Annotated in this window: 16 protein-coding genes and 1 rRNA gene; 14 read left to right on the top strand and 3 right to left on the bottom strand. The window is 71.8% G+C overall.

What is annotated here, in order from left to right:
• From rrf to ACIGAQ_RS20205, 9 genes are all read left to right on the top strand, one after another.
• Nucleotides 1-92, top strand: a 5S ribosomal RNA gene (gene rrf, locus ACIGAQ_RS20245); the annotation flags it as partial.
• A 61-nt stretch (nt 93-153) separates the two neighbouring features.
• Complete coding sequence (locus ACIGAQ_RS20240) at nt 154-798, top strand: HAD family hydrolase (protein WP_399784574.1); 645 nt, start codon at nt 154-156, stop codon at nt 796-798.
• 75 nt (nt 799-873) lie between these two features.
• Nucleotides 874-2,091 carry an MFS transporter gene (locus ACIGAQ_RS20235; RefSeq protein ID WP_399784571.1) on the top strand — a complete coding sequence of 406 codons (1,218 nt, stop codon included), beginning with the start codon at nt 874-876 and terminating at the stop codon, nt 2,089-2,091.
• Nucleotides 2,042-3,214: an acetoin utilization protein AcuC gene (locus ACIGAQ_RS20230; RefSeq protein ID WP_311687988.1), complete on the top strand. Its 1,173-nt coding sequence runs from the start codon at nt 2,042-2,044 to the stop codon at nt 3,212-3,214. Before ACIGAQ_RS20235 ends, ACIGAQ_RS20230 begins: the two co-directional genes overlap by 50 nt.
• Nucleotides 3,215-3,505: 291 nt before the next feature.
• Nucleotides 3,506-4,321 (top strand): phosphatase, encoded by an 816-nt coding sequence (locus ACIGAQ_RS20225; protein ID WP_311687989.1) that lies wholly within the window; start codon nt 3,506-3,508, stop codon nt 4,319-4,321.
• Nucleotides 4,322-4,450: 129 nt separating this feature from the next.
• Nucleotides 4,451-4,663, top strand: coding sequence for a helix-turn-helix domain-containing protein (locus ACIGAQ_RS20220; protein WP_004984898.1), 213 nt, complete (start codon nt 4,451-4,453; stop codon nt 4,661-4,663).
• A gap of 155 nt (nt 4,664-4,818) precedes the next feature.
• Complete coding sequence (locus ACIGAQ_RS20215) at nt 4,819-4,917, top strand: 30S ribosomal protein bS22 (protein ID WP_003948845.1); 99 nt, start codon at nt 4,819-4,821, stop codon at nt 4,915-4,917.
• Between the two features lie 202 nt (nt 4,918-5,119).
• Nucleotides 5,120-6,181 (top strand): NAD-dependent epimerase/dehydratase family protein, encoded by a 1,062-nt coding sequence (locus ACIGAQ_RS20210; protein ID WP_362286989.1) that lies wholly within the window; start codon nt 5,120-5,122, stop codon nt 6,179-6,181.
• A gap of 14 nt (nt 6,182-6,195) precedes the next feature.
• Nucleotides 6,196-7,251, top strand: a complete 1,056-nt coding sequence (locus ACIGAQ_RS20205; RefSeq protein ID WP_362286986.1) for a lysophospholipid acyltransferase family protein — start codon at nt 6,196-6,198, stop codon at nt 7,249-7,251.
• A 56-nt stretch (nt 7,252-7,307) separates the two neighbouring features.
• Here ACIGAQ_RS20205 and ACIGAQ_RS20200 read toward each other — a convergent pair whose 3' ends face one another.
• The 3 genes from ACIGAQ_RS20200 to ACIGAQ_RS20190 all read right to left on the bottom strand — a co-directional run bounded on the left by ACIGAQ_RS20200 (nt 7,308) and on the right by ACIGAQ_RS20190 (nt 10,832).
• On the bottom strand, nt 7,308-8,558 hold the full coding sequence (locus ACIGAQ_RS20200) for a DUF5667 domain-containing protein (RefSeq protein ID WP_311687992.1): 1,251 nt from the start codon (nt 8,556-8,558) through the stop codon (nt 7,308-7,310).
• Nucleotides 8,559-8,794: 236 nt separating this feature from the next.
• Entirely contained in the window at nt 8,795-9,565 is a 771-nt protein-coding gene (locus ACIGAQ_RS20195) for an ECF subfamily RNA polymerase sigma factor, BldN family (protein ID WP_031117141.1), read from the bottom strand.
• A gap of 349 nt (nt 9,566-9,914) precedes the next feature.
• On the bottom strand, nt 9,915-10,832 hold the full coding sequence (locus ACIGAQ_RS20190; protein ID WP_311687993.1) for an HAD-IB family hydrolase: 918 nt from the start codon (nt 10,830-10,832) through the stop codon (nt 9,915-9,917).
• 169 nt (nt 10,833-11,001) lie between these two features.
• Between ACIGAQ_RS20190 and ACIGAQ_RS20185 the strand changes: the two genes are divergently transcribed.
• The 5 genes from ACIGAQ_RS20185 to ACIGAQ_RS20165 all read left to right on the top strand — a co-directional run bounded on the left by ACIGAQ_RS20185 (nt 11,002) and on the right by ACIGAQ_RS20165 (nt 16,755).
• Nucleotides 11,002-11,271: a glutaredoxin family protein gene (locus ACIGAQ_RS20185; protein ID WP_399784564.1), complete on the top strand. Its 270-nt coding sequence runs from the start codon at nt 11,002-11,004 to the stop codon at nt 11,269-11,271.
• A gap of 312 nt (nt 11,272-11,583) precedes the next feature.
• A complete protein-coding gene (locus tag ACIGAQ_RS20180; RefSeq protein ID WP_311687995.1) occupies nt 11,584-12,348 on the top strand; it encodes a redox-sensing transcriptional repressor Rex in 765 nt (254 codons plus the stop codon).
• Entirely contained in the window at nt 12,345-14,096 is a 1,752-nt protein-coding gene (locus tag ACIGAQ_RS20175) for a glutamyl-tRNA reductase (protein WP_399784561.1), read from the top strand. Before ACIGAQ_RS20180 ends, ACIGAQ_RS20175 begins: the two co-directional genes overlap by 4 nt.
• Entirely contained in the window at nt 14,093-15,052 is a 960-nt protein-coding gene (gene hemC, locus ACIGAQ_RS20170) for a hydroxymethylbilane synthase (RefSeq protein ID WP_311687997.1), read from the top strand. The genes ACIGAQ_RS20175 and hemC overlap by 4 nt, the downstream gene beginning before the upstream one ends.
• Complete coding sequence (locus tag ACIGAQ_RS20165) at nt 15,049-16,755, top strand: bifunctional uroporphyrinogen-III C-methyltransferase/uroporphyrinogen-III synthase (RefSeq protein ID WP_362286973.1); 1,707 nt, start codon at nt 15,049-15,051, stop codon at nt 16,753-16,755. The genes hemC and ACIGAQ_RS20165 overlap by 4 nt, the downstream gene beginning before the upstream one ends.

Genomic DNA, 16,755 nt, shown 5'->3' with positions numbered 1-16,755 from the left:
CGCCCGGTTACATTCCGAACCCGGAAGCTAAGCCTTACAGCGCCGATGGTACTGCAGGGGGGACCCTGTGGGAGAGTAGGACGCCGCCGAACAATTATTGAGAGAACCCCCGTACCCACAGGTACGGGGGTTTTCTGCGTTTAGGCTCGGGGCATGCGCCATGACCTCGTGATCTTCGACAATGACGGTGTCCTCGTCGACAGCGAGCCCATCTCCAACCGGCTCCTGGCCGCCTATTTGACCGAACTCGGGCACCCGACCACCTACGAGGACTCCCTGCGCGACTACATGGGCTCCGCCATGCACCGCATTCACGACCTGGTGGCCGAGCGGACCGGGCAGCGGCTGCCGGACGACTTCGACGACGTGTTCCACGCTCGGGTCTTCGCCGCCTTCGAACGGGACCTGAAGCCGGTGCCGGGTGTCGAGGAGGTCCTGCAGAAGCTGGTCGCCGATGCCGTGCCGTACTGCGTGGCGTCGTCCGGGAGCCATGAGCGGATCCGGGTGGGACATCGGGCGACGGGACTCGACCGGTGGTTCGACGAGGGGCTCATCTTCAGCTCGGAGGACGTGGGCCGGGGGAAGCCGGCACCGGATCTGTTCCTGTACGCGGCCGAGCGGATGGGGGTCGCGCCGGAGCGGTGTGTCGTCATCGAGGACAGTCCGCTGGGAGTGCAGGCGGCCGTCGCGGCCGGGATGGACGTGTACGGCTTCACAGCCATGACGCCGGCCGAGCGGCTGGCCGGGGCCGGACGGCTCTTCTCCGACATGGCGGAGCTGCCCGGCCTGCTCGTGTGAGGGCGCGGAAGCTGAACGGAATTCATCTTTGACCGGATCTACCCACCGGTAGGCCGGAGCCCTACGCTCGCCGCCATGACTGATGTGCTGCGGCGCGGCAGGGCCTCGCTGGCGTTCGGTTTCCTCGTGCAGGGGGTCGCTTTCGCTCTGCTCGTGACGCGGATTCCGGCCATCCAGGACCGGTACGGGGTCTCCGACGCGCTGCTGCCGGCGTTTCTGGCCGCCGTGCCGATCCTCGCCGGGGTGGGGAGCCTGAGTACCGAGCGGCTGGTGAGACGGGTGCCGCCGAGCCGGTTGCTGCGGTGGTCGCAGCCCGTGGTGCTGCTGGCCCTTCTCGGGGTCGGGGCCGGGGAGCGGATGATCGAGCTGGCCGTCGCGCTCGCCGCGTTCGGGCTCGCCGTGGGGATGCTCGACGCGTCGATGAACATGCTCGGCGTGAGTCTGCAGCGGTCGTACGGGCGCAGCATCATGCTGAGTTTCCACGCTGCCTACAGCCTCGGCGGGATCGTCGGGGCCTCGCTGGCGTGGGCCGGGGCCCACTGGGATCTGGCGCTGTGGGTGTCGTACCTGCCGGTCGTGGCGGTGCTGCTGCCGGCGGTGCTGGTGGGCAGCCGGTGGTACGTGGACGACCGGGGGGCGGCTTCCGCGGGGGAGGAGAAGAACGGCGAGGGGCAGGTCGTCGTCTTCAAGTGGCTGTTGCCGCTGTGTCTGGTGATGACGGTCGCCTACATCGGGGACTCGACGGTCTCCAACTGGAGCGCCAAGTATCTCCAGGACGTGCTGGGGAGCTCCGAGCAGCTGGCGACGGTGCCGTACAACGTGTACATGGTCACCACGCTGCTGGGGCGGGCGATCGGGGACTTCGGGGTACGGCGCTTCGGGGCCGTGGCGGTCGTGCGGGGCGGGGCGCTGGTGGCGGCCGGGGGATTCGCCGTGGTGGCCGGGGCGCCGGGGGCGTGGGTGGGGATGCTGGGGTTCACGCTGCTGGGGCTGGGGTTGTGCGTGCTGGTGCCGCAGACGTTCGCGGCGGCCGGGAGGCTGTTCCCGGGGGCTTCGGACGCGGCCGTGGCGCGGCTGAACATCTTCAACTACGTGGGGTTCCTGATCGGTTCGCCGCTGGTGGGGGCGCTCGGTGATCTGTGGAGTTACCGCGGGGCCATGCTCGTGCCCATGCTGTTGGTGCTGGTGACGCTGGTGTACGCCCGGTCGTTCGCGCCTCAACCGGACCGATACGGTGGCGGGCATGAGCGGCCGCGCACAGCTGATGTGGGACGAGGCAGTAACGGGCTATGACTTCGGTCCGGGGCATCCGATGGACCCGGTCCGGCTCGCCCTGACCCGGAGACTGGTCGACGCCTTCGGGCTGGACCGTGAGGTGGAGGTGGTCGCGGCGAAGGCGGCCGGGGAGTCGACGCTGCGGCTCGTCCACCGGGAGGACTACATCGCCGCGGTGAGGGCCGCGTCGGCGGATCCGGGGGCGGCGGACCAGTCGTACGGGCTGGGGACGATGGACGATCCGGCGTTCGCGGGGATGCACGAGGTCTCGGCGCTGATCGCCGGGCAGTCGGTGGGGGCGGCGGAGGCCGTGTGGCGCGGCGAGGCGCTGCACGCGGTGAACTTCGCGGGCGGGCTGCACCACGCGATGCCGGGTGCCGCGTCCGGGTTCTGCATCTACAACGACGCCTCGCTGGCCATCGCCCGGCTGCTGGAGCTGGGGGCCGAGCGGGTCGCGTACGTCGACGTCGACGTGCATCACGGGGACGGGGTGCAGGCGGCGTTCTGGGACGATCCGCGAGTGCTGACGATCTCGCTGCACGAGCATCCCCGGACGCTGTTCCCGCAGACCGGGTGGCCGGAGGAGACCGGGGCGGACTCCGCGGAGGGCTCGGCGGTCAACGTGGCGCTGCCGGCCGGGACCGGGGACGCCGGGTGGTTGCGGGCGTTCCACGCGGTGGTGCCGGAGCTGATCGCCGACTTCCGGCCGCAGGTGCTGGTGACGCAGCACGGGGCCGACACGCACTTCGAGGACCCGCTGGCCCACCTGGCGGTGTCGCTGGACGCGCAGCGGGCGGTGCAGGTGGCCTGTCACGACCTGGCGCACGAGCACGCCGAGGGCCGCTGGGTGGCCCTGGGCGGGGGCGGCTACGCCGTGGTGGACGTCGTGCCGAGGTCGTGGACGCATCTGGTCGCGATCGCGGCGGGGAAGGCCGTGGCGCCCGAGACGGTGGTCCCCGAGTCGTGGCGGCAGGAAGTGTTCGCGAAGACGCGGCAGTTGGCACCGGGGCGGATGACGGACGGGCGCTGGCCGGTGGAGTGGCCCGGCTGGGAGCAGGGCTACGACCCCGCCGACCGGCTGGACCAGGCGGTGCTGGCGACACGGCGGGCGGTCTTCCCACTGCGCGGGATGCTGGCCTGAGCAATCCGGCCGGAAGAGCTCGGGCAAGGGGCTCCGCCTGGCAGGACCCGGCTGAGAGAGGCCCGCGGAGGCTCGCGAGGGTTCCATCCGTCGGCGGGGCCCGCAGGAGGGCCCGGCTGAGAGAGGCTCGCGGGGGATTCCCTCCACCGGCAGGGCCCGTTGGACGGGTCCGGCCGGCGAGGGCCCGCGCGAGGCGCCCGGCCGGAGGGGTCCGCAGGGGGGCTTACGCCGACCGTGCGGTGTTCGTGCGTTCCCGGGACACCTGTGGGTCCGGTCGCGCACGATCGCCGTGTGCTGAGCCCCGAAGCCCTTCGTGCGCATCTGGTCGGCGCGCGGCTCGCCGGGGTGGTGGCGACCTCGCGGGAGGAGAGTCTGCGCCGCTACCGGCTGTTCGCCGCGCGGGATCCCCGTGTGCTGCTCGGTATCGACCCCGAGGGTGCCTGGGAGCAGCGGGACGTGGTCGAATTGGTGGCCGACCGGTGTGGCGTACCGGCCGATTTCCGCCGGACGTCCGGTCAGGACGTGATCGACCCCGGCCGGACGGTGGCCGCGCTGGACGCCTTCGCGGACCGTCTCGCAGAGGTCGCCCGGCGGGGCGCGCCCGTGCTCCTCGGCACCGGTCACCCGCATCGGCTGCTCGGTTTCTACGCCGCTCTCGCAGACGCGCTGTCGGCGGCGGGATGTGCCGTCCTCACCCCCGCGCAGGGTCGCTGTGTCGACATAACGACCCGGTTCGGTCTACGTACGTACAACCTCGCCTACGTACGAGGAGTCGCGCTGGTGCGGGCCCCCGGCGCGGAACGCCCCGGTTGTGAGCCCGGCGCACATACGCACTCACCGCTCCCGGTTCGTACCGTCCTGGCCGCTGCCGCGGAGGCCGGCGGGCCCCTTCCCGAGCTGGTGATCGGAGACCACGGCTGGGTCTGCGGAGCAGGTCAGCTGGGGTTCGAGGCCATCGGTCCGGCCGATACGGACGACCCGGCGCTGTTCGTGGGGGAGGCTGAGGGGTCCGTGTCCGTCGCCGTTCCACTTGATGACGGCGTGCGGTCCGATTACTACCTGCCGCTTACCCGCTACGTACTCAATCGGGCGTGTCTGTCACAGTAGGCCGCCGATGGGTGCACCTCTTCCCCACTCGCATCACCCGCCCCTACATTGGGGAGTGAGCACGCAGCGACGAAGAGTCACCGGAAGGGGAAGCCGGTGGCCGTCGAGTGCGGAAGGTTCAGGTGTGTCATGGCTGCAGCTGGCGAGAGGCCTCTGAACGAGGTTCAGTTCCTTACCGTGGCGGAAGTCGCCTCGGTGATGCGAGTGTCGAAGATGACCGTGTACCGGCTGGTGCACAGCGGTCATCTGCCCGCGATCCGTGTGGGGCGGTCCTTCCGCGTCCCGGAGCAAGCGGTTCACGAGTACCTCCGCGAGAGTTACGTGGGGGTGGAAACGGCCTGACGGCTGGGGCGGGGTGGTCCCTCACAGGGCACTCGGGATCACCCCGGCCCCCTCGATTACGACCTCAGCGCTCGGGCGGGTAGGCTGGCCCCTCGTAGGTCGTATGGGCCCATGGCGCCCAAACACCGAGTGATGAGAAGTGAGCGAGGGTAGTCGTGGGCTCTGTTATCAAGAAGCGGCGCAAGCGGATGGCGAAGAAGAAGCACCGCAAGCTGCTCAAGCGCACGCGCGTTCAGCGTCGCAACAAGAAGTAAGTTCGCGACGCGGACGCCGCGAGAGCGTTGCTGTGGCCCCCCACCCGCGGGTGGGGGGCCACACGCATGTCCGCTCCCGCATCCGGCTGCTTCCGTCACTTCGCGCATCGGGCGGTCATCACAGCGCAACGCCGACCCGCTAAGTTGGCTCCGCGGGGGAACGCGGCGGGACAAGAGGTTTTCTGGAAGGAAGGCGCTGATCTTGGGCAAGGTCGTGCTCGTCACCGGAGTGGCCCGCCAGCTGGGGGGCCGGTTCGTCCGGCGGATCCAGCGTGACCCCGATGTGGACCGGGTCGTCGCCGTGGACGCGGTGCCCCCCGAGCACCACCTGGGCGGTGCGGACTTCGTCCAGGCCGACATCCGCCAGCCCGGCATCGCGCGGGTGCTCGCGGAGACGGGCGCCGACACGATCGTCCACTTGGACGTGACGGGCACGCCGCTGGGCAGCGGCAACCGGGCCTCCCTGAAGGAGACCAACGTCATCGGCACCATGCAGCTGCTCGGTGCCTGCCAGAAGTCCCCGAGCGTGCAGCGGCTGGTCGTGAAGTCCAGTACGAACGTCTACGGTTCGGCGCCGCGCGATCCGGCCGTCTTCACCGAGACGACCCCGCCCAAGTCCCTGCCCAGCGGCGGCTTCGCCAAGGACACCGTCGAGGTCGAGGGCTATGTACGGGGGTTCGCGCGCCGGCGGCCCGATGTGGCGGTCTGCGTGCTGCGGTTCGCCAACATCCTCGGCCCGGCCGCGGACACCCCGCTCGCCTCGTACTTCGCGCTGCCCGTGCTGCCGACGGTGTTCGGCTACGACCCGCGGCTGCAGTTCGTGCACGAGGACGACGTGATCGAGGTGCTGCGGATCGCCTCGCACGAGCCGCGGCGGGGCACGCTCAACAGCGGCACCTTCAACATCGCCGGTGACGGCGTGCTGCTGCTCTCCCAGTGCTCGCGGCGCCTCGGGCGGCCCACCGTGCCCCTGCCGCTCCCGGCGGTCACCTGGGCGGGCTCGCTGGTGCGTACGCTGGGGATGTCGGACTTCTCGCCCGAGCAGATCCGGCTGCTCACCCACGGCAGGGTCGTGTCCACCGGGCAGATGCGCGAGACGCTGGGATTCCAGCCCAAGTACACGACCGCGGAGACGTTCGCGGACTTCGCCCGCAGCCAGGGCCCCGGGCTGCTTCCGCCGGAGGCCGTCGCGGCGGCCGTCGACCGGATCGCCGCGCTGCCCCTGGCGGGCGGCGGCCAGCCCCCGACGCAGAGCGCCAACTGAGGAGCGCATCAACGATGGCGGACGCCAAGGTCATTCCGTTCGACGACGACCGGTCCCGAGGGAGCGGCGTGCAGCGCCCCCAGCGGCGCCGGAGCGGGGGGAACCGCCGCCCGGGCACGGAGTCCCCGGCGGTGCGTGAGGTGCAGCCCCTGCCCACCGGGCCCGCCGAGCAGGATGATGTTCCCGTGACAGCGGAGGAACAGCGGCCGGAGCGGTCCCCGGACGGAGACGGCGGCCTGGAGCGGCGGATCGCGAGCGGCCTGTCCTTCCTGCGCCGCCGCCTCACCGGTGACTACGAGGTCGACGACTTCGGTTACGACGAGGAGCTCACCGACCAGGTCCTGATGTCCCTGCTGCGCCCGCTGTACGAGAAGTACTTCCGGGTCGAGGTGAAGGGCGTGGAGAACATCCCGTCCGAGGGCGGCGCCCTGATCGTCGCCAACCACTCCGGGACGCTGCCGATGGACGGCCTGATGATGCAGGTCGCCGTGCACGACAACCACCCGGCGGGCCGGCATCTGCGGCTGCTCGCGGCGGATCTGGTGTTCATGCTGCCGGTGGTCAACGAGCTGGCCCGCAAGCTGGGCCACACCCTGGCGTGCGCGGAGGACGCGGCCCGGCTGCTGGAGCAGGGCGAACTGGTCGGGGTGATGCCGGAGGGCTTCAAAGGCCTGGGCAAGCCCTTCGCGGACCGCTACAAGCTGCAGCGCTTCGGCCGCGGCGGTTTCGTCTCCACGGCCCTGCGCGCGGGGACGCCGATCATCCCCTGCTCGATCGTCGGGGCCGAGGAGATCTACCCGATGATCGGCAACGCCAAGACGGTCGCCCGGCTGCTGGGCTTCCCGTACTTCCCGCTCACGCCGACCTTCCCGTGGCTCGGCCCGCTCGGTGCGATCCCGCTGCCGACCAAGTGGACCATCCAGTTCGGCGAGCCGATCCCGACGGACGGCTACCCGCCGGAGGCCGCCGAGGACCCGATGCTGATGTTCAACCTGACCGACCAGGTCAGGGAGCAGATCCAGCACACGCTGTACAAGCTGCTGGTGCAGCGGCGGTCCGTCTTCTTCTGAGATACGACGATGGGGCGCCCCCTCCAGGAGGGGGCGCCCCATCGTCGTATCACCGGTCAGTCGGCGTCCTCGCTGTCGATGCCCAGACCGGGCAGCAGGCCCGGCAGGAGCGGAGGGAGCGTCACATCCGGCTCGGGGGCGGGAGTGGCGCCGTCCGCGGACGGGGAGGTGCTGGTCTCGGTGTCCTTCGGCGGGTCGAGGAGGCCGCCGGTGTTGCCGCCGAGCAGGCCGTCGTCCTCCTGGCCGGAGCCGGCCGAGCGGCTGGGGCTGCCGCTGCCGGTGCTGCCTTCCTCGCTGTGCCGGCCGCCGCCGTCGCTGGGACGGGTCGAGCGGTCCGTGCCGGAGGAGCCGCTGGGGGCCGACTCGGAGGCGCCCTGCCGCTTGCCGTCGCCGCCGCCCGTGGCCGGGGGCTCGGGGAGCAGGGAGCGCAGCGGGGCGACGTCCTCCTCTATGGCGTCGAACACCGACGACACCTGGTCGCTGACGTCCCCGAGCTGGACGGGGAGCCGGTCGCGCAGTTCGCCCCAGGCCTCGCGGTGGGAGTGGGAGAACGCCGACAGGGCCTGGATGGGACCCAGTGAGTCCGGGTCGCGCGCGTACGCCTCGCTCAGCAGCCGGTGACCCTCGGAGGCGTCGTGCCGCATCCCGGACAGGGCGCGGCGGATCTCGCCGAGGGACTCGTGGTCCAGGGGGCCGCTGCGGCCTCGCTCCATCAGGCGACGGGCTTCGCTGAGGCGCGTGGAGGCGTGGTCGAGGTAGACCCGGCCGCGCTCGTCCGCTCCGTCGGCGAGGCCGAGCTTGACGTCCTCGATGCCGCGCTTGAGGCCGTAGAGCGAGTCGCCGGGCAGGGCGTCCGAGCTGGCGGCGGAGACTCCGCCGAAGGCGCTCGCGGCCACGCCGACGCTCAGTCCGCCCGCGGTGAGGCCCTTGGCGAGGCGGGACCGGGGCCGGAACTTCCTCAGGGAACTCGCGCGGTGAGCGCCACGGGCGCGGGTGGAGCGCTGCTCCGGGACCGCGCGGTCCGTCGCCCCGCCTCCCGCGGTGCCCTCCTGGAGCATGGCCTCGAACGCGGCCACCAGCTGGGCCCGCTGGACGACCTTGACCTCCGGGTCGAGCTGCGGCTTGGGCAGCGCGCCGAGACCGGAGGCGAGCGCCAGCAGGCGGCCCCCCTCGGTCGCTTCCGCGGCCGCCGGGGCCGGTGCCGCGGCCTCGGACTGCTCGGCCGCCGCCGTGCCCGGCTCGGACTGCTCCTCCAGGGCCTGGGCGAAGGCGTTCGCCCGCCGGTGCGCCGATACGTTCGCGATCACTGGCGGCACCTCCTCTCGTCATGACGGTCGACTCCCCAGGGGGTCCTGAGGGTTGCACACCCTGATGACAACCACACGATCGAGTGATCGGAGTCGGCCAGGGGGTGACCACAGGGAGCCTGCATCCCGCACAACGAGCGGCGCGGCACTTGGGTTACGGACGCCGGACGATCGAATGCCGAAGTCAACGGACTTTCACGGATTGTGAGTTGACAGTCGCCGTGCGTGCGGGGCGGTCAGCGGGCGTCTTCCGGGAGGAGCCGGGCGAGGGTGCGCACGGCCCGGTACTGGAGGGTCTTGATGGCGCCCTCGTTCTTGCCCATGACCCGGGCGGTCTCGGCGACGGAGAGGCCCTGGAGGAAGCGGAGCGTCACGCACTCCTGCTGCTGGGGGTTGAGCCGCCGCACCGCGTCGAGCAGGGCGGCGTTGGAGAGGGACTCCAGGACGGAGTCCTCGGGGGAGCGCTCGACCTCGTTGGCGTCGAGCATCTCGCCGGTGGTGACCTCCAGCCGGAAGCGGCTGGACTTGAAGTGGTCCGCGACGAGGTTGCGGGCGATCGTGACCAGCCAGGCGCCGAAGTCGCGGCCCTGCCAGGTGAACGTGCCGATGCGCCGCAGGGCGCGCAGAAAGGTCTCGCTGGTGAGGTCCTCGGCGGTCGCCTTTCCTCCGACCCGGTAGTAGATGTACCGGTAGACGGTGTCGCTGTACTGGTCGTAGAGGCGGCCGAAGGCGTCGGCCTCGCCGGCCTGGGCACGCTCGACGAGGTCCATCATCCGGGCGCTGTCGCTGTCCGCCGCCGGGCGGCGGGCGGTGGCCGCCCCGGACGGGCGGCCTCGTCTGCCGACCGCGGCGCTGCCGTCGGCCAGTGCGTAGCACGGGCCGACGGGCGCGGCGGTGGCGAATGCGGGGACGGCGTACGCGGTGGGGACGAAGCCGCGCAACAGGTCGAGGACCGTTGCGCGCAGCGTAGCCAGGCCCGAGGCGTCAACCCCGACGTGTGGGTACACGGGACTCCCAGAGGCAGAGCTTCCATCACGTGCAGTGCGGGACCTTTCACCCGTCGTAGCGACGGAGGGGTACCGGATTGCGTCTGAGGAGAATAACGCTTCGTGCAGGCACTGCTACACCGAGTTGCTCAAATCATCGATTACGTCGCTTCCGTAACCGAATGACGCCGGATCAAGTGCCGGAGCGTGAGCGGTTGTTGATCGGAAAGGTTCGGATCGGGGCTGAGTCCAGGGCGTGTTGTGGCCGTGTCCAGCCAAGAGGACTGGACACGAGGTTGTGGGGGTACGCCAGTTGGATTTACGCGGTTTGTCATCCGGTAAACGAAGGTGTCCCGCTTTGATCGACCGGTCAGCGGCGGCGGCGGTGCAGGGCGATCGCGGCCGCCGTGCCGCCGGCCACCGCGCCGACGCCCGCGGCGGCGGGGATGCCGACCTTCGCGGCCTTGCGGCCGGTGCGGTAGTCGCGCAGGCGCCAGTCCAGCCGGCGGGCGTGCTTGCGCAGCTTGGAGTCCGGGTTGATGGCGTAGGGGTGGCCGACCAGCGAGAGCATCGGGATGTCGTTGTGCGAGTCGCTGTAGGCGGCGCAGCGGCGCAGGTCGAGGCCCTCCGCGAGGGCCAGGGCGCGGACGGCCTCGGCCTTGGCGGGGCCGTGCAGCGGCTCGCCGACGAGTTTGCCGGTGTAGACGCCGTCGACGGACTCGGCGACCGTGCCGAGGGCGCCGGTCAGGCCGAGGCGGCGGGCGATGACCGTGGCGATCTCGACCGGGGCGGCCGTGACCAGCCACACCTTCTGTCCGGCGTCCAGGTGGGCCTGGGCGAGGGCGCGGGTGCCGGGCCAGATGCGCTCGGCCATGTACTCGTCGTAGATCTCCTCGCCGATCGACTGGAGTTCGGCGACGCGGTGGCCCTTGACGATGGACAGGGCCGACTCGCGGGCCTCCTGCATGTGCTCGGGGTCCTCGACGCCGGCCAGCCGGAACCACGCCTGCTGCCAGGCGAAGCGGGCGAGCTCGCGGGTCTCGAAGAACTTCCGTTTGTACAGACCCCGTCCGAAGTGGAACAGGGCGGCGCCCTGCATGACGGTGTTGTCCAGGTCGAAGAAGGCGGCGGCCCGGTCGTCGCCGTGCACCGGGAACTGCGGTTCCTCGGTCGTGCCGGCGACTTCCTGGGAGGACTTGCGTGCTGCCTCCGCCGAGGCCTCGCCTGCCAAAACGCTCCGCGCCGTGGCGGAGCGCCTACGGGGGGTGAGCCATCCGAGAGCGGCCATGGCGTGAGCATAGCCAGTTTGTTCGGGGGTTCCGGAGTCGAGAGGTTTGGACCCTGTGAACTCTCGGCGAGCGTGTCGTTAAAGATGCCGTGCGGGTCGGGCGCGTCCGGCGTGTCCGCTGGCCCTCCGCGGGGCTTCCCCTCGTTCCCGGGCGCGCGACAATGGCGGAATGAGCCCTCTCTTCCGCCGCGAGCCCCCTCGGGACCGGCTCGTCACGCTGATCCGCAAGCCCGGTTGTCATCTGTGTGATGACGCACAGGTCGTCGTGGAGAAGGTCTGTGCCGACCTGGGCGTCCGCTGGGAGCAGAAGGACATCACCGAGGACCTGGAACTGCACGACCAGTACTGGGAGCAGATCCCGGTCGTGCTGGTGGACGGCGCGCAGCACACGTTCTGGCGCGTGGACGAGGACCGCCTGCGCAGGGCGCTGACCGACTGAGCGCGGCCGTGAGCGGACTGACCGAGCAGTACAAAGTGGCCGGAACGTCGCTTAGGATCGATGGTGACTTGGTCTCGGGGGCGGGATTCACTGAGGAAGTGTGTGGTTTTGCCCCCAGAAGACAAGGAACGGTGGTGCCTGCGCGCCGGTTCCCCGCACGGGCGCCGGGGGCGCGTGAGCCCGGTCACGTTGGGCGGGCAAATCGGACACCATCTTTGTGCACGCGTTCACAAAGACATAGCCTGCATTCGACGGGGCGGTCATGTAGGGACGTATGACCGCCTACAGCCCCGCTCTACCCGCAGGAGCACCGTGGCAACTGGCCGAACTCACCGACCGGCGACCCGCAGCCGAGGGATTCCCGAGGCCACCGTCGCCCGGCTTCCGCTGTACCTCCGCGCGCTGACCGCACTGTCGGAGCGCTCGGTGCCCACGGTCTCCTCCGAGGAGCTCGCGGCCGCGGCGGGGGTCAACTCCGCGAAGCTGCGCAAGGACTTCTCGTACCTCGGCTCGTACGGCACCAGGGGTGTCGGCTACGACGTCGAGTATCTCGTGTACCAGATCTCCCGCGAGCTGGGGCTCACCCAGGACTGGCCGGTCGTGATCGTCGGTATCGGCAACCTCGGCGCCGCCCTCGCCAACTACGGCGGGTTCGCCTCCCGCGGCTTCCGCGTCGCCGCGCTGATCGACGCCGACCCGGCCATGGCCGGCAAGCCCGTCGCCGGCATCCCGGTGCAGCACTCCGACGACCTGGAGAAGATCATCCAGGACAACGGCGTGTCGATCGGGGTCATCGCCACCCCCGCCGGTGCCGCCCAGGCCGTCTGCGACCGGCTCGTGGCCGCCGGTGTCACCTCCATCCTGAACTTCGCGCCGACCGTACTGTCCGTGCCCGACGGCGTCGACGTGCGCAAGGTCGACCTCTCCATCGAGCTGCAGATCCTCGCCTTCCACGAGCAGCGCAAGGCCGGTGAGGAGGCCGCCGCCTCCGACGGTGGTGTCCCGGCCGCCGCCGCCCGCGGCGAGTCCGCCGACCAGGGGCCCGACGGGGACATGCCCGCCGTGATGCCGGCATGAGCCTCCTCGTCGTCGGACTCAGCCACCGCAGCGCCCCGGTCAGCGTCCTGGAGCGCGCCTCGCTCAGCGCGGACGCCCAGGTCAAGCTGGTGCAGGACACCGTCGCCGCCGAACCGGCGACCGAGGCCGCGGTGCTCGCCACCTGCAACCGCATCGAGCTCTACGCCGACGTGGACAAGTTCCACGCCGGTGTCGCCGAGCTGTCCACGCTGCTCGCCCAGCACAGCGGCGTCGGTCTGGAGGAGCTCACTCCCTATCTCTACGTGCACTACGAGGACCGCGCGGTCCACCACCTGTTCTCGGTGGCCTGCGGTCTGGACTCCATGGTCGTCGGCGAGGGGCAGATCCTCGGCCAGATCAAGGACTCCCTGGCCCGGGCGCAGGAGCTGCACTCCGCGGGCCGGCTGCTGAACGACCTGTTCCAGCAGGCCCTGCGCGTCGGCAAGCGCGCCCACTCCGAGACCGGCATCGACCGCGCCGGCCAGTCCCTGGTCACCTTCGGCCTGGAGCAGCTGGCCCGGGGCGGCGACGTCCAGGCATGGGCCAAGGGCAAGAAGGCCCTGGTCATCGGGGCCGGGTCGATGTCCTCCCTGGCCGCGGCCACGCTCGCGCGGGCCGGGGTCGCCGAGCTCGTCGTCGCCAACCGCACCTTCGACCGCGCCGAGCGGCTCGCGCAGATCCTGAGCGAGGGCGACGACACGGACGTGCTGGCCCGCGCGGTCCCGATGGAATCGGTGCCGGTCGAGCTGACACGTGCCGACGTCGCCGTCTCCTGCACCGGAGCGACGGGCCTGGTCCTGACGGCCGAGGGGGTCGCGCAGGCGGTCGAGGGCCGTGCGCCCGCGCCGTCGGCCGACGGCGACGGACCCGTGACGCCCGGCGGTGCCGCCCTTACGGCCGGGCCGGACGCGCGGCAGGCCGGGACGCCGGCCGCCGGCCTCGGCACCGAGGACGGCTGCCCGCTGGACCTCTCCGCGGTGCAGGGCACCGCCGGCTTCTCCGTGCTGGGCGAGGCCGCCGTGGCCGGGATGGCCGCCGCCGAGCTGGAGCAGCACGCGGCGTGGGTGGACAACGGCACGGCCGGCGGCGGCCGGGCCGCGGCCCCGGCGCGCCCCGGCACCCTCGACCCGGCCGCGGACACCGACGCCATCGCCGCGCTCGCCGCGACCGTGGCCACCGTGGGGCGGATCCCCGAGCGGCGCCGGCCCGAGCCGGCCGAGGAGCCGCACCGGCCCGAACCCGTGCTGTTCCTGCTGGACCTGGCCATGCCGCGCGACATCGACGCGGCCGCGCACCGGCTGGCCGGGGTGCGGCTGGTGGACATCGAGTCGCTCGCGGAGGCCTCCGCGGACGCTCCGATGGCTGCCGATGTGGACCAGGTCAGGCGTATCGTCTCCGACGAGGTCGCGGCCTTCGGGGCGGCGCTGCGGGCCGCGCACATCACGCCGACCGTGGTCGCCCTGCGCACCATGGCCGCCGACGTCGTGGCCAGCGAGATCGCCCGCCTGGACGGACGGCTGCCCGGCCTCGACGACAAGCACCGGGCGGAGATCACCCAGACCGTGCGGCGCGTGGTCGACAAGCTGCTGCACGCGCCGACCGTGCGGGTCAAGCAGCTCGCGGCCGAGCCCGGCGGCGCCGGGTACGCGGACGCGCTGCGCACCCTGTTCGACCTCGACCCCGAGACGGTGGCCGCCGTCTCCCGGGCCGAGGACAGCACCACCCAGAGAGACCGAGGCCCGGCATGACTGACAAGGCGCTGAGGCTCGGCACCCGGCGGAGCAGGCTCGCCATGGCCCAGTCCGGCCAGGTGGCCGAGGCCGTGAGCCGGGTGACCGGGCGGCCCGTGGAGCTCGTCGAGATCACCACGTACGGCGACGTCTCGCGTGAGGCGCTCGCCCAGATCGGCGGCACCGGCGTGTTCGTGACCGCCCTGCGCGACGCGCTGCTCAACGGCGAGGTCGACTTCGCGGTGCACTCCCTGAAGGACCTGCCGACCACGCAGCCCGACGAGCTGGTCGTGGCCGCCGTGCCCGAGCGGGAGGACCCGCGCGACGTCATCGTCGCCCGGGACGCGCTGAAGTTCACCGACCTGCCCTCCGGAGCGCGCATCGGGACCGGTTCACCGCGCCGCATGGCCCAGCTCAACGCGTACGCCCGCAGCCACGGCCTGGACATAGCGACGGTCCCGATCCGCGGCAACGTCGACACCCGCATCGGGTTCGTGCGCAAGGGCGAGCTCGACGCCGTCGTGCTGGCCGCCGCCGGGCTGAACCGGATCGGCCGGGGTGACGAGGTGACCGACTTCCTGTCGGTCGACACGGTTCTGCCCGCCCCCGGCCAGGGGGCCCTGGCGATCGAGTGCACCGCGGGCAACGCGGACCTCGTCGCCGCGCTCGCCGAACTCGACGACCCGTTCACGCGGGTCGCCGTGACGGCCGAGCGGTCACTGCTCGCCGCCCTGGAGGCCGGCTGCAGCGCCCCGGTGGGCGCTTTGGCCGACTTGCTGGCCGACGGGCAGATTGTCAAGGAAATGCGCCTGCGCGGCGTCGTCGGGACCACCGACGGCTCGCGGATGGTGCAGCTGTCCACCACCGGTCCCGTGCCCGAGACGCACGACGGGGCAATGGCGCTCGGTCGCGAACTCGCGGCCGAGATGCTCGCCCAGGGCGCGGCCGGTCTGATGGGGGAGCGAGCACAGTGAGCCCCACCACCCTTTCCGCCGGTCCTGAACACGGGCACGTCACCTTCCTGGGTGCCGGACCCGGAGATCCGGGACTGCTGACTCTGCGCGCCGTCGAGGCACTGGCCAACGCGGACGTCCTCGTCGCCGAGCACGAAGTGCTCGACGTCGTACGTCAGCACGCCAGGCAGGGCGTCTCCGAGGTGCACACGGACGCGGATCCTTCCCAGGAGCCGACTCCGGGCACAGGAACGCCCCAGCTGACGGTAGTTGACGGCACGTCAACCACCGCGCCCGTCCCCGTGGTGCGGGATGCCGCACATCTTGTCATGGAGGCCGCGCGGGGCGGCAGGCGGGTCGTGCGTGCGGTGTCCGGCGACCCGGGCCTCGACACGTACGCGGCCGAGGAGATGCTGGCGTGCGCCGCCGCCGGGGTGCCCTTCGAGGTGGTGCCCGGAATCGCGAGCGCTGTCGGTGTGCCCGCGTACGCCGGTGTGCCGCTGCGGGACGCGCAGGGCGCGGACGTGCGGTTCGTCGACGCGCGCACGGCGTCGGACCGGTGCTGGACGGAGGTCGGCGCCTCGGACGGCACGGTCGTGGTCTCCACGACGCTGGACTCCGTCGCCGCCGCGGCCGGCGAGCTCGTCTCCGCCGGGCGCAAGCCGGACACCCCGCTGACGGTCACCGTCGCCGGCACGACCACCCGGCAGCGCACCTGGACCGCCACGCTCGGCACGATCGCGCAGACGCTGAAGCAGGCCAAGGTGCTGCCCTCGCCCGAGGGCGGCCGGCCGGTGATAGCCGTGGTCGGTGAGCGTTCCGCCGCCGCCCAGCGCGACCAGCTCGCGTGGTTCGAGTCCAAGCCGCTGTTCGGCTGGAAGGTGCTCGTGCCGCGGACCAAGGAGCAGGCGGTGTCGCTCTCCGACCAGCTGCGGTCGTACGGGGCCGTGCCGCACGAGGTGCCGACGATCGCCGTCGAACCGCCGCGCACGCCCCAGCAGATGGAGCGCGCGGTCAAGGGCCTGGTCACGGGCCGCTACGAGTGGATCGCCTTCACCTCGGTGAACGCGGTCAAGGCCGTGCGGGAGAAGTTCGAGGAGTACGGACTCGACGCGCGTGCCTTCGCGGGCATCAAGGTCGCGGCCGTGGGCGAGCAGACCGCCAAGGCGCTGATCGCCTTCGGCGTGAAGCCGGACCTGGTGCCGAGCGGCGAGCAGTCGGCCGCCGGTCTGCTGGAGGACTGGCCGCCCTACGACCCGGTGTTCGACCCGATCGACCGGGTCTTCCTGCCGCGGGCCGACATCGCCACGGAGACGCTGGTCGCCGGGCTGATCGAGCTCGGCTGGGAGGTCGACGACGTCACGGCCTACCGGACCGTGCGGGCCTCGCCGCCGCCGGCGGAGACCCGTGAGGCGATCAAGGGCGGTGGCTTCGACGCCGTGCTGTTCACGTCGTCCTCCACCGTGCGGAACCTGGTCGGCATCGCCGGCAAGCCGCACAACGTCACCGTGATCGCCTGTATCGGCCCGGCCACGGCGAAGACCGCCGAGGAGCACGGGCTGCGGGTGGACGTCATGGCTCCGGAGCCGTCGGTGCTCAAGCTGGCCGAGGCACTGGCCGACTTCGGCGCGAAGCGGCGGGCCGCGGCCCTGGAGGCCGGCGACCCGGTCACCCGGCCGAGCGAGCGACGGCCGGGTGCGCGCCGGCGGCGGTCGACGACGTAG

The sequence above is a fragment of the Streptomyces sp. NPDC085932 genome (assembly GCF_044540525.1).
GTDB classification, from domain to species: Bacteria; Actinomycetota; Actinomycetes; order Streptomycetales; family Streptomycetaceae; genus Streptomyces; species Streptomyces levis.
This window is presented reverse-complemented; position numbering and strand designations above follow the sequence as displayed.

Bases quoted from the DNA above. Each gene is read 5' to 3' on its own strand.
- ACIGAQ_RS20240 (WP_399784574.1), top strand. From the start codon at position 154: ATGCGCCATGACCTCGTGATCTTCGACAATGACGGTGTCCTCGTCGAC.
- ACIGAQ_RS20235 (WP_399784571.1), top strand. From the start codon at position 874: ATGACTGATGTGCTGCGGCGCGGCAGGGCCTCGCTGGCGTTCGGTTTC.
- ACIGAQ_RS20230 (WP_311687988.1), top strand. From the start codon at position 2,042: ATGAGCGGCCGCGCACAGCTGATGTGGGACGAGGCAGTAACGGGCTAT.
- ACIGAQ_RS20220 (WP_004984898.1), top strand. From the start codon at position 4,451: ATGGCTGCAGCTGGCGAGAGGCCTCTGAACGAGGTTCAGTTCCTTACC.
- ACIGAQ_RS20205 (WP_362286986.1), top strand. From the start codon at position 6,196: ATGGCGGACGCCAAGGTCATTCCGTTCGACGACGACCGGTCCCGAGGG.
- ACIGAQ_RS20190 (WP_311687993.1), bottom strand. From the start codon at position 10,832: ATGGCCGCTCTCGGATGGCTCACCCCCCGTAGGCGCTCCGCCACGGCG.
- ACIGAQ_RS20185 (WP_399784564.1), top strand. From the start codon at position 11,002: ATGAGCCCTCTCTTCCGCCGCGAGCCCCCTCGGGACCGGCTCGTCACG.
- ACIGAQ_RS20175 (WP_399784561.1), top strand. From the start codon at position 12,345: ATGAGCCTCCTCGTCGTCGGACTCAGCCACCGCAGCGCCCCGGTCAGC.
- hemC (WP_311687997.1), top strand. From the start codon at position 14,093: ATGACTGACAAGGCGCTGAGGCTCGGCACCCGGCGGAGCAGGCTCGCC.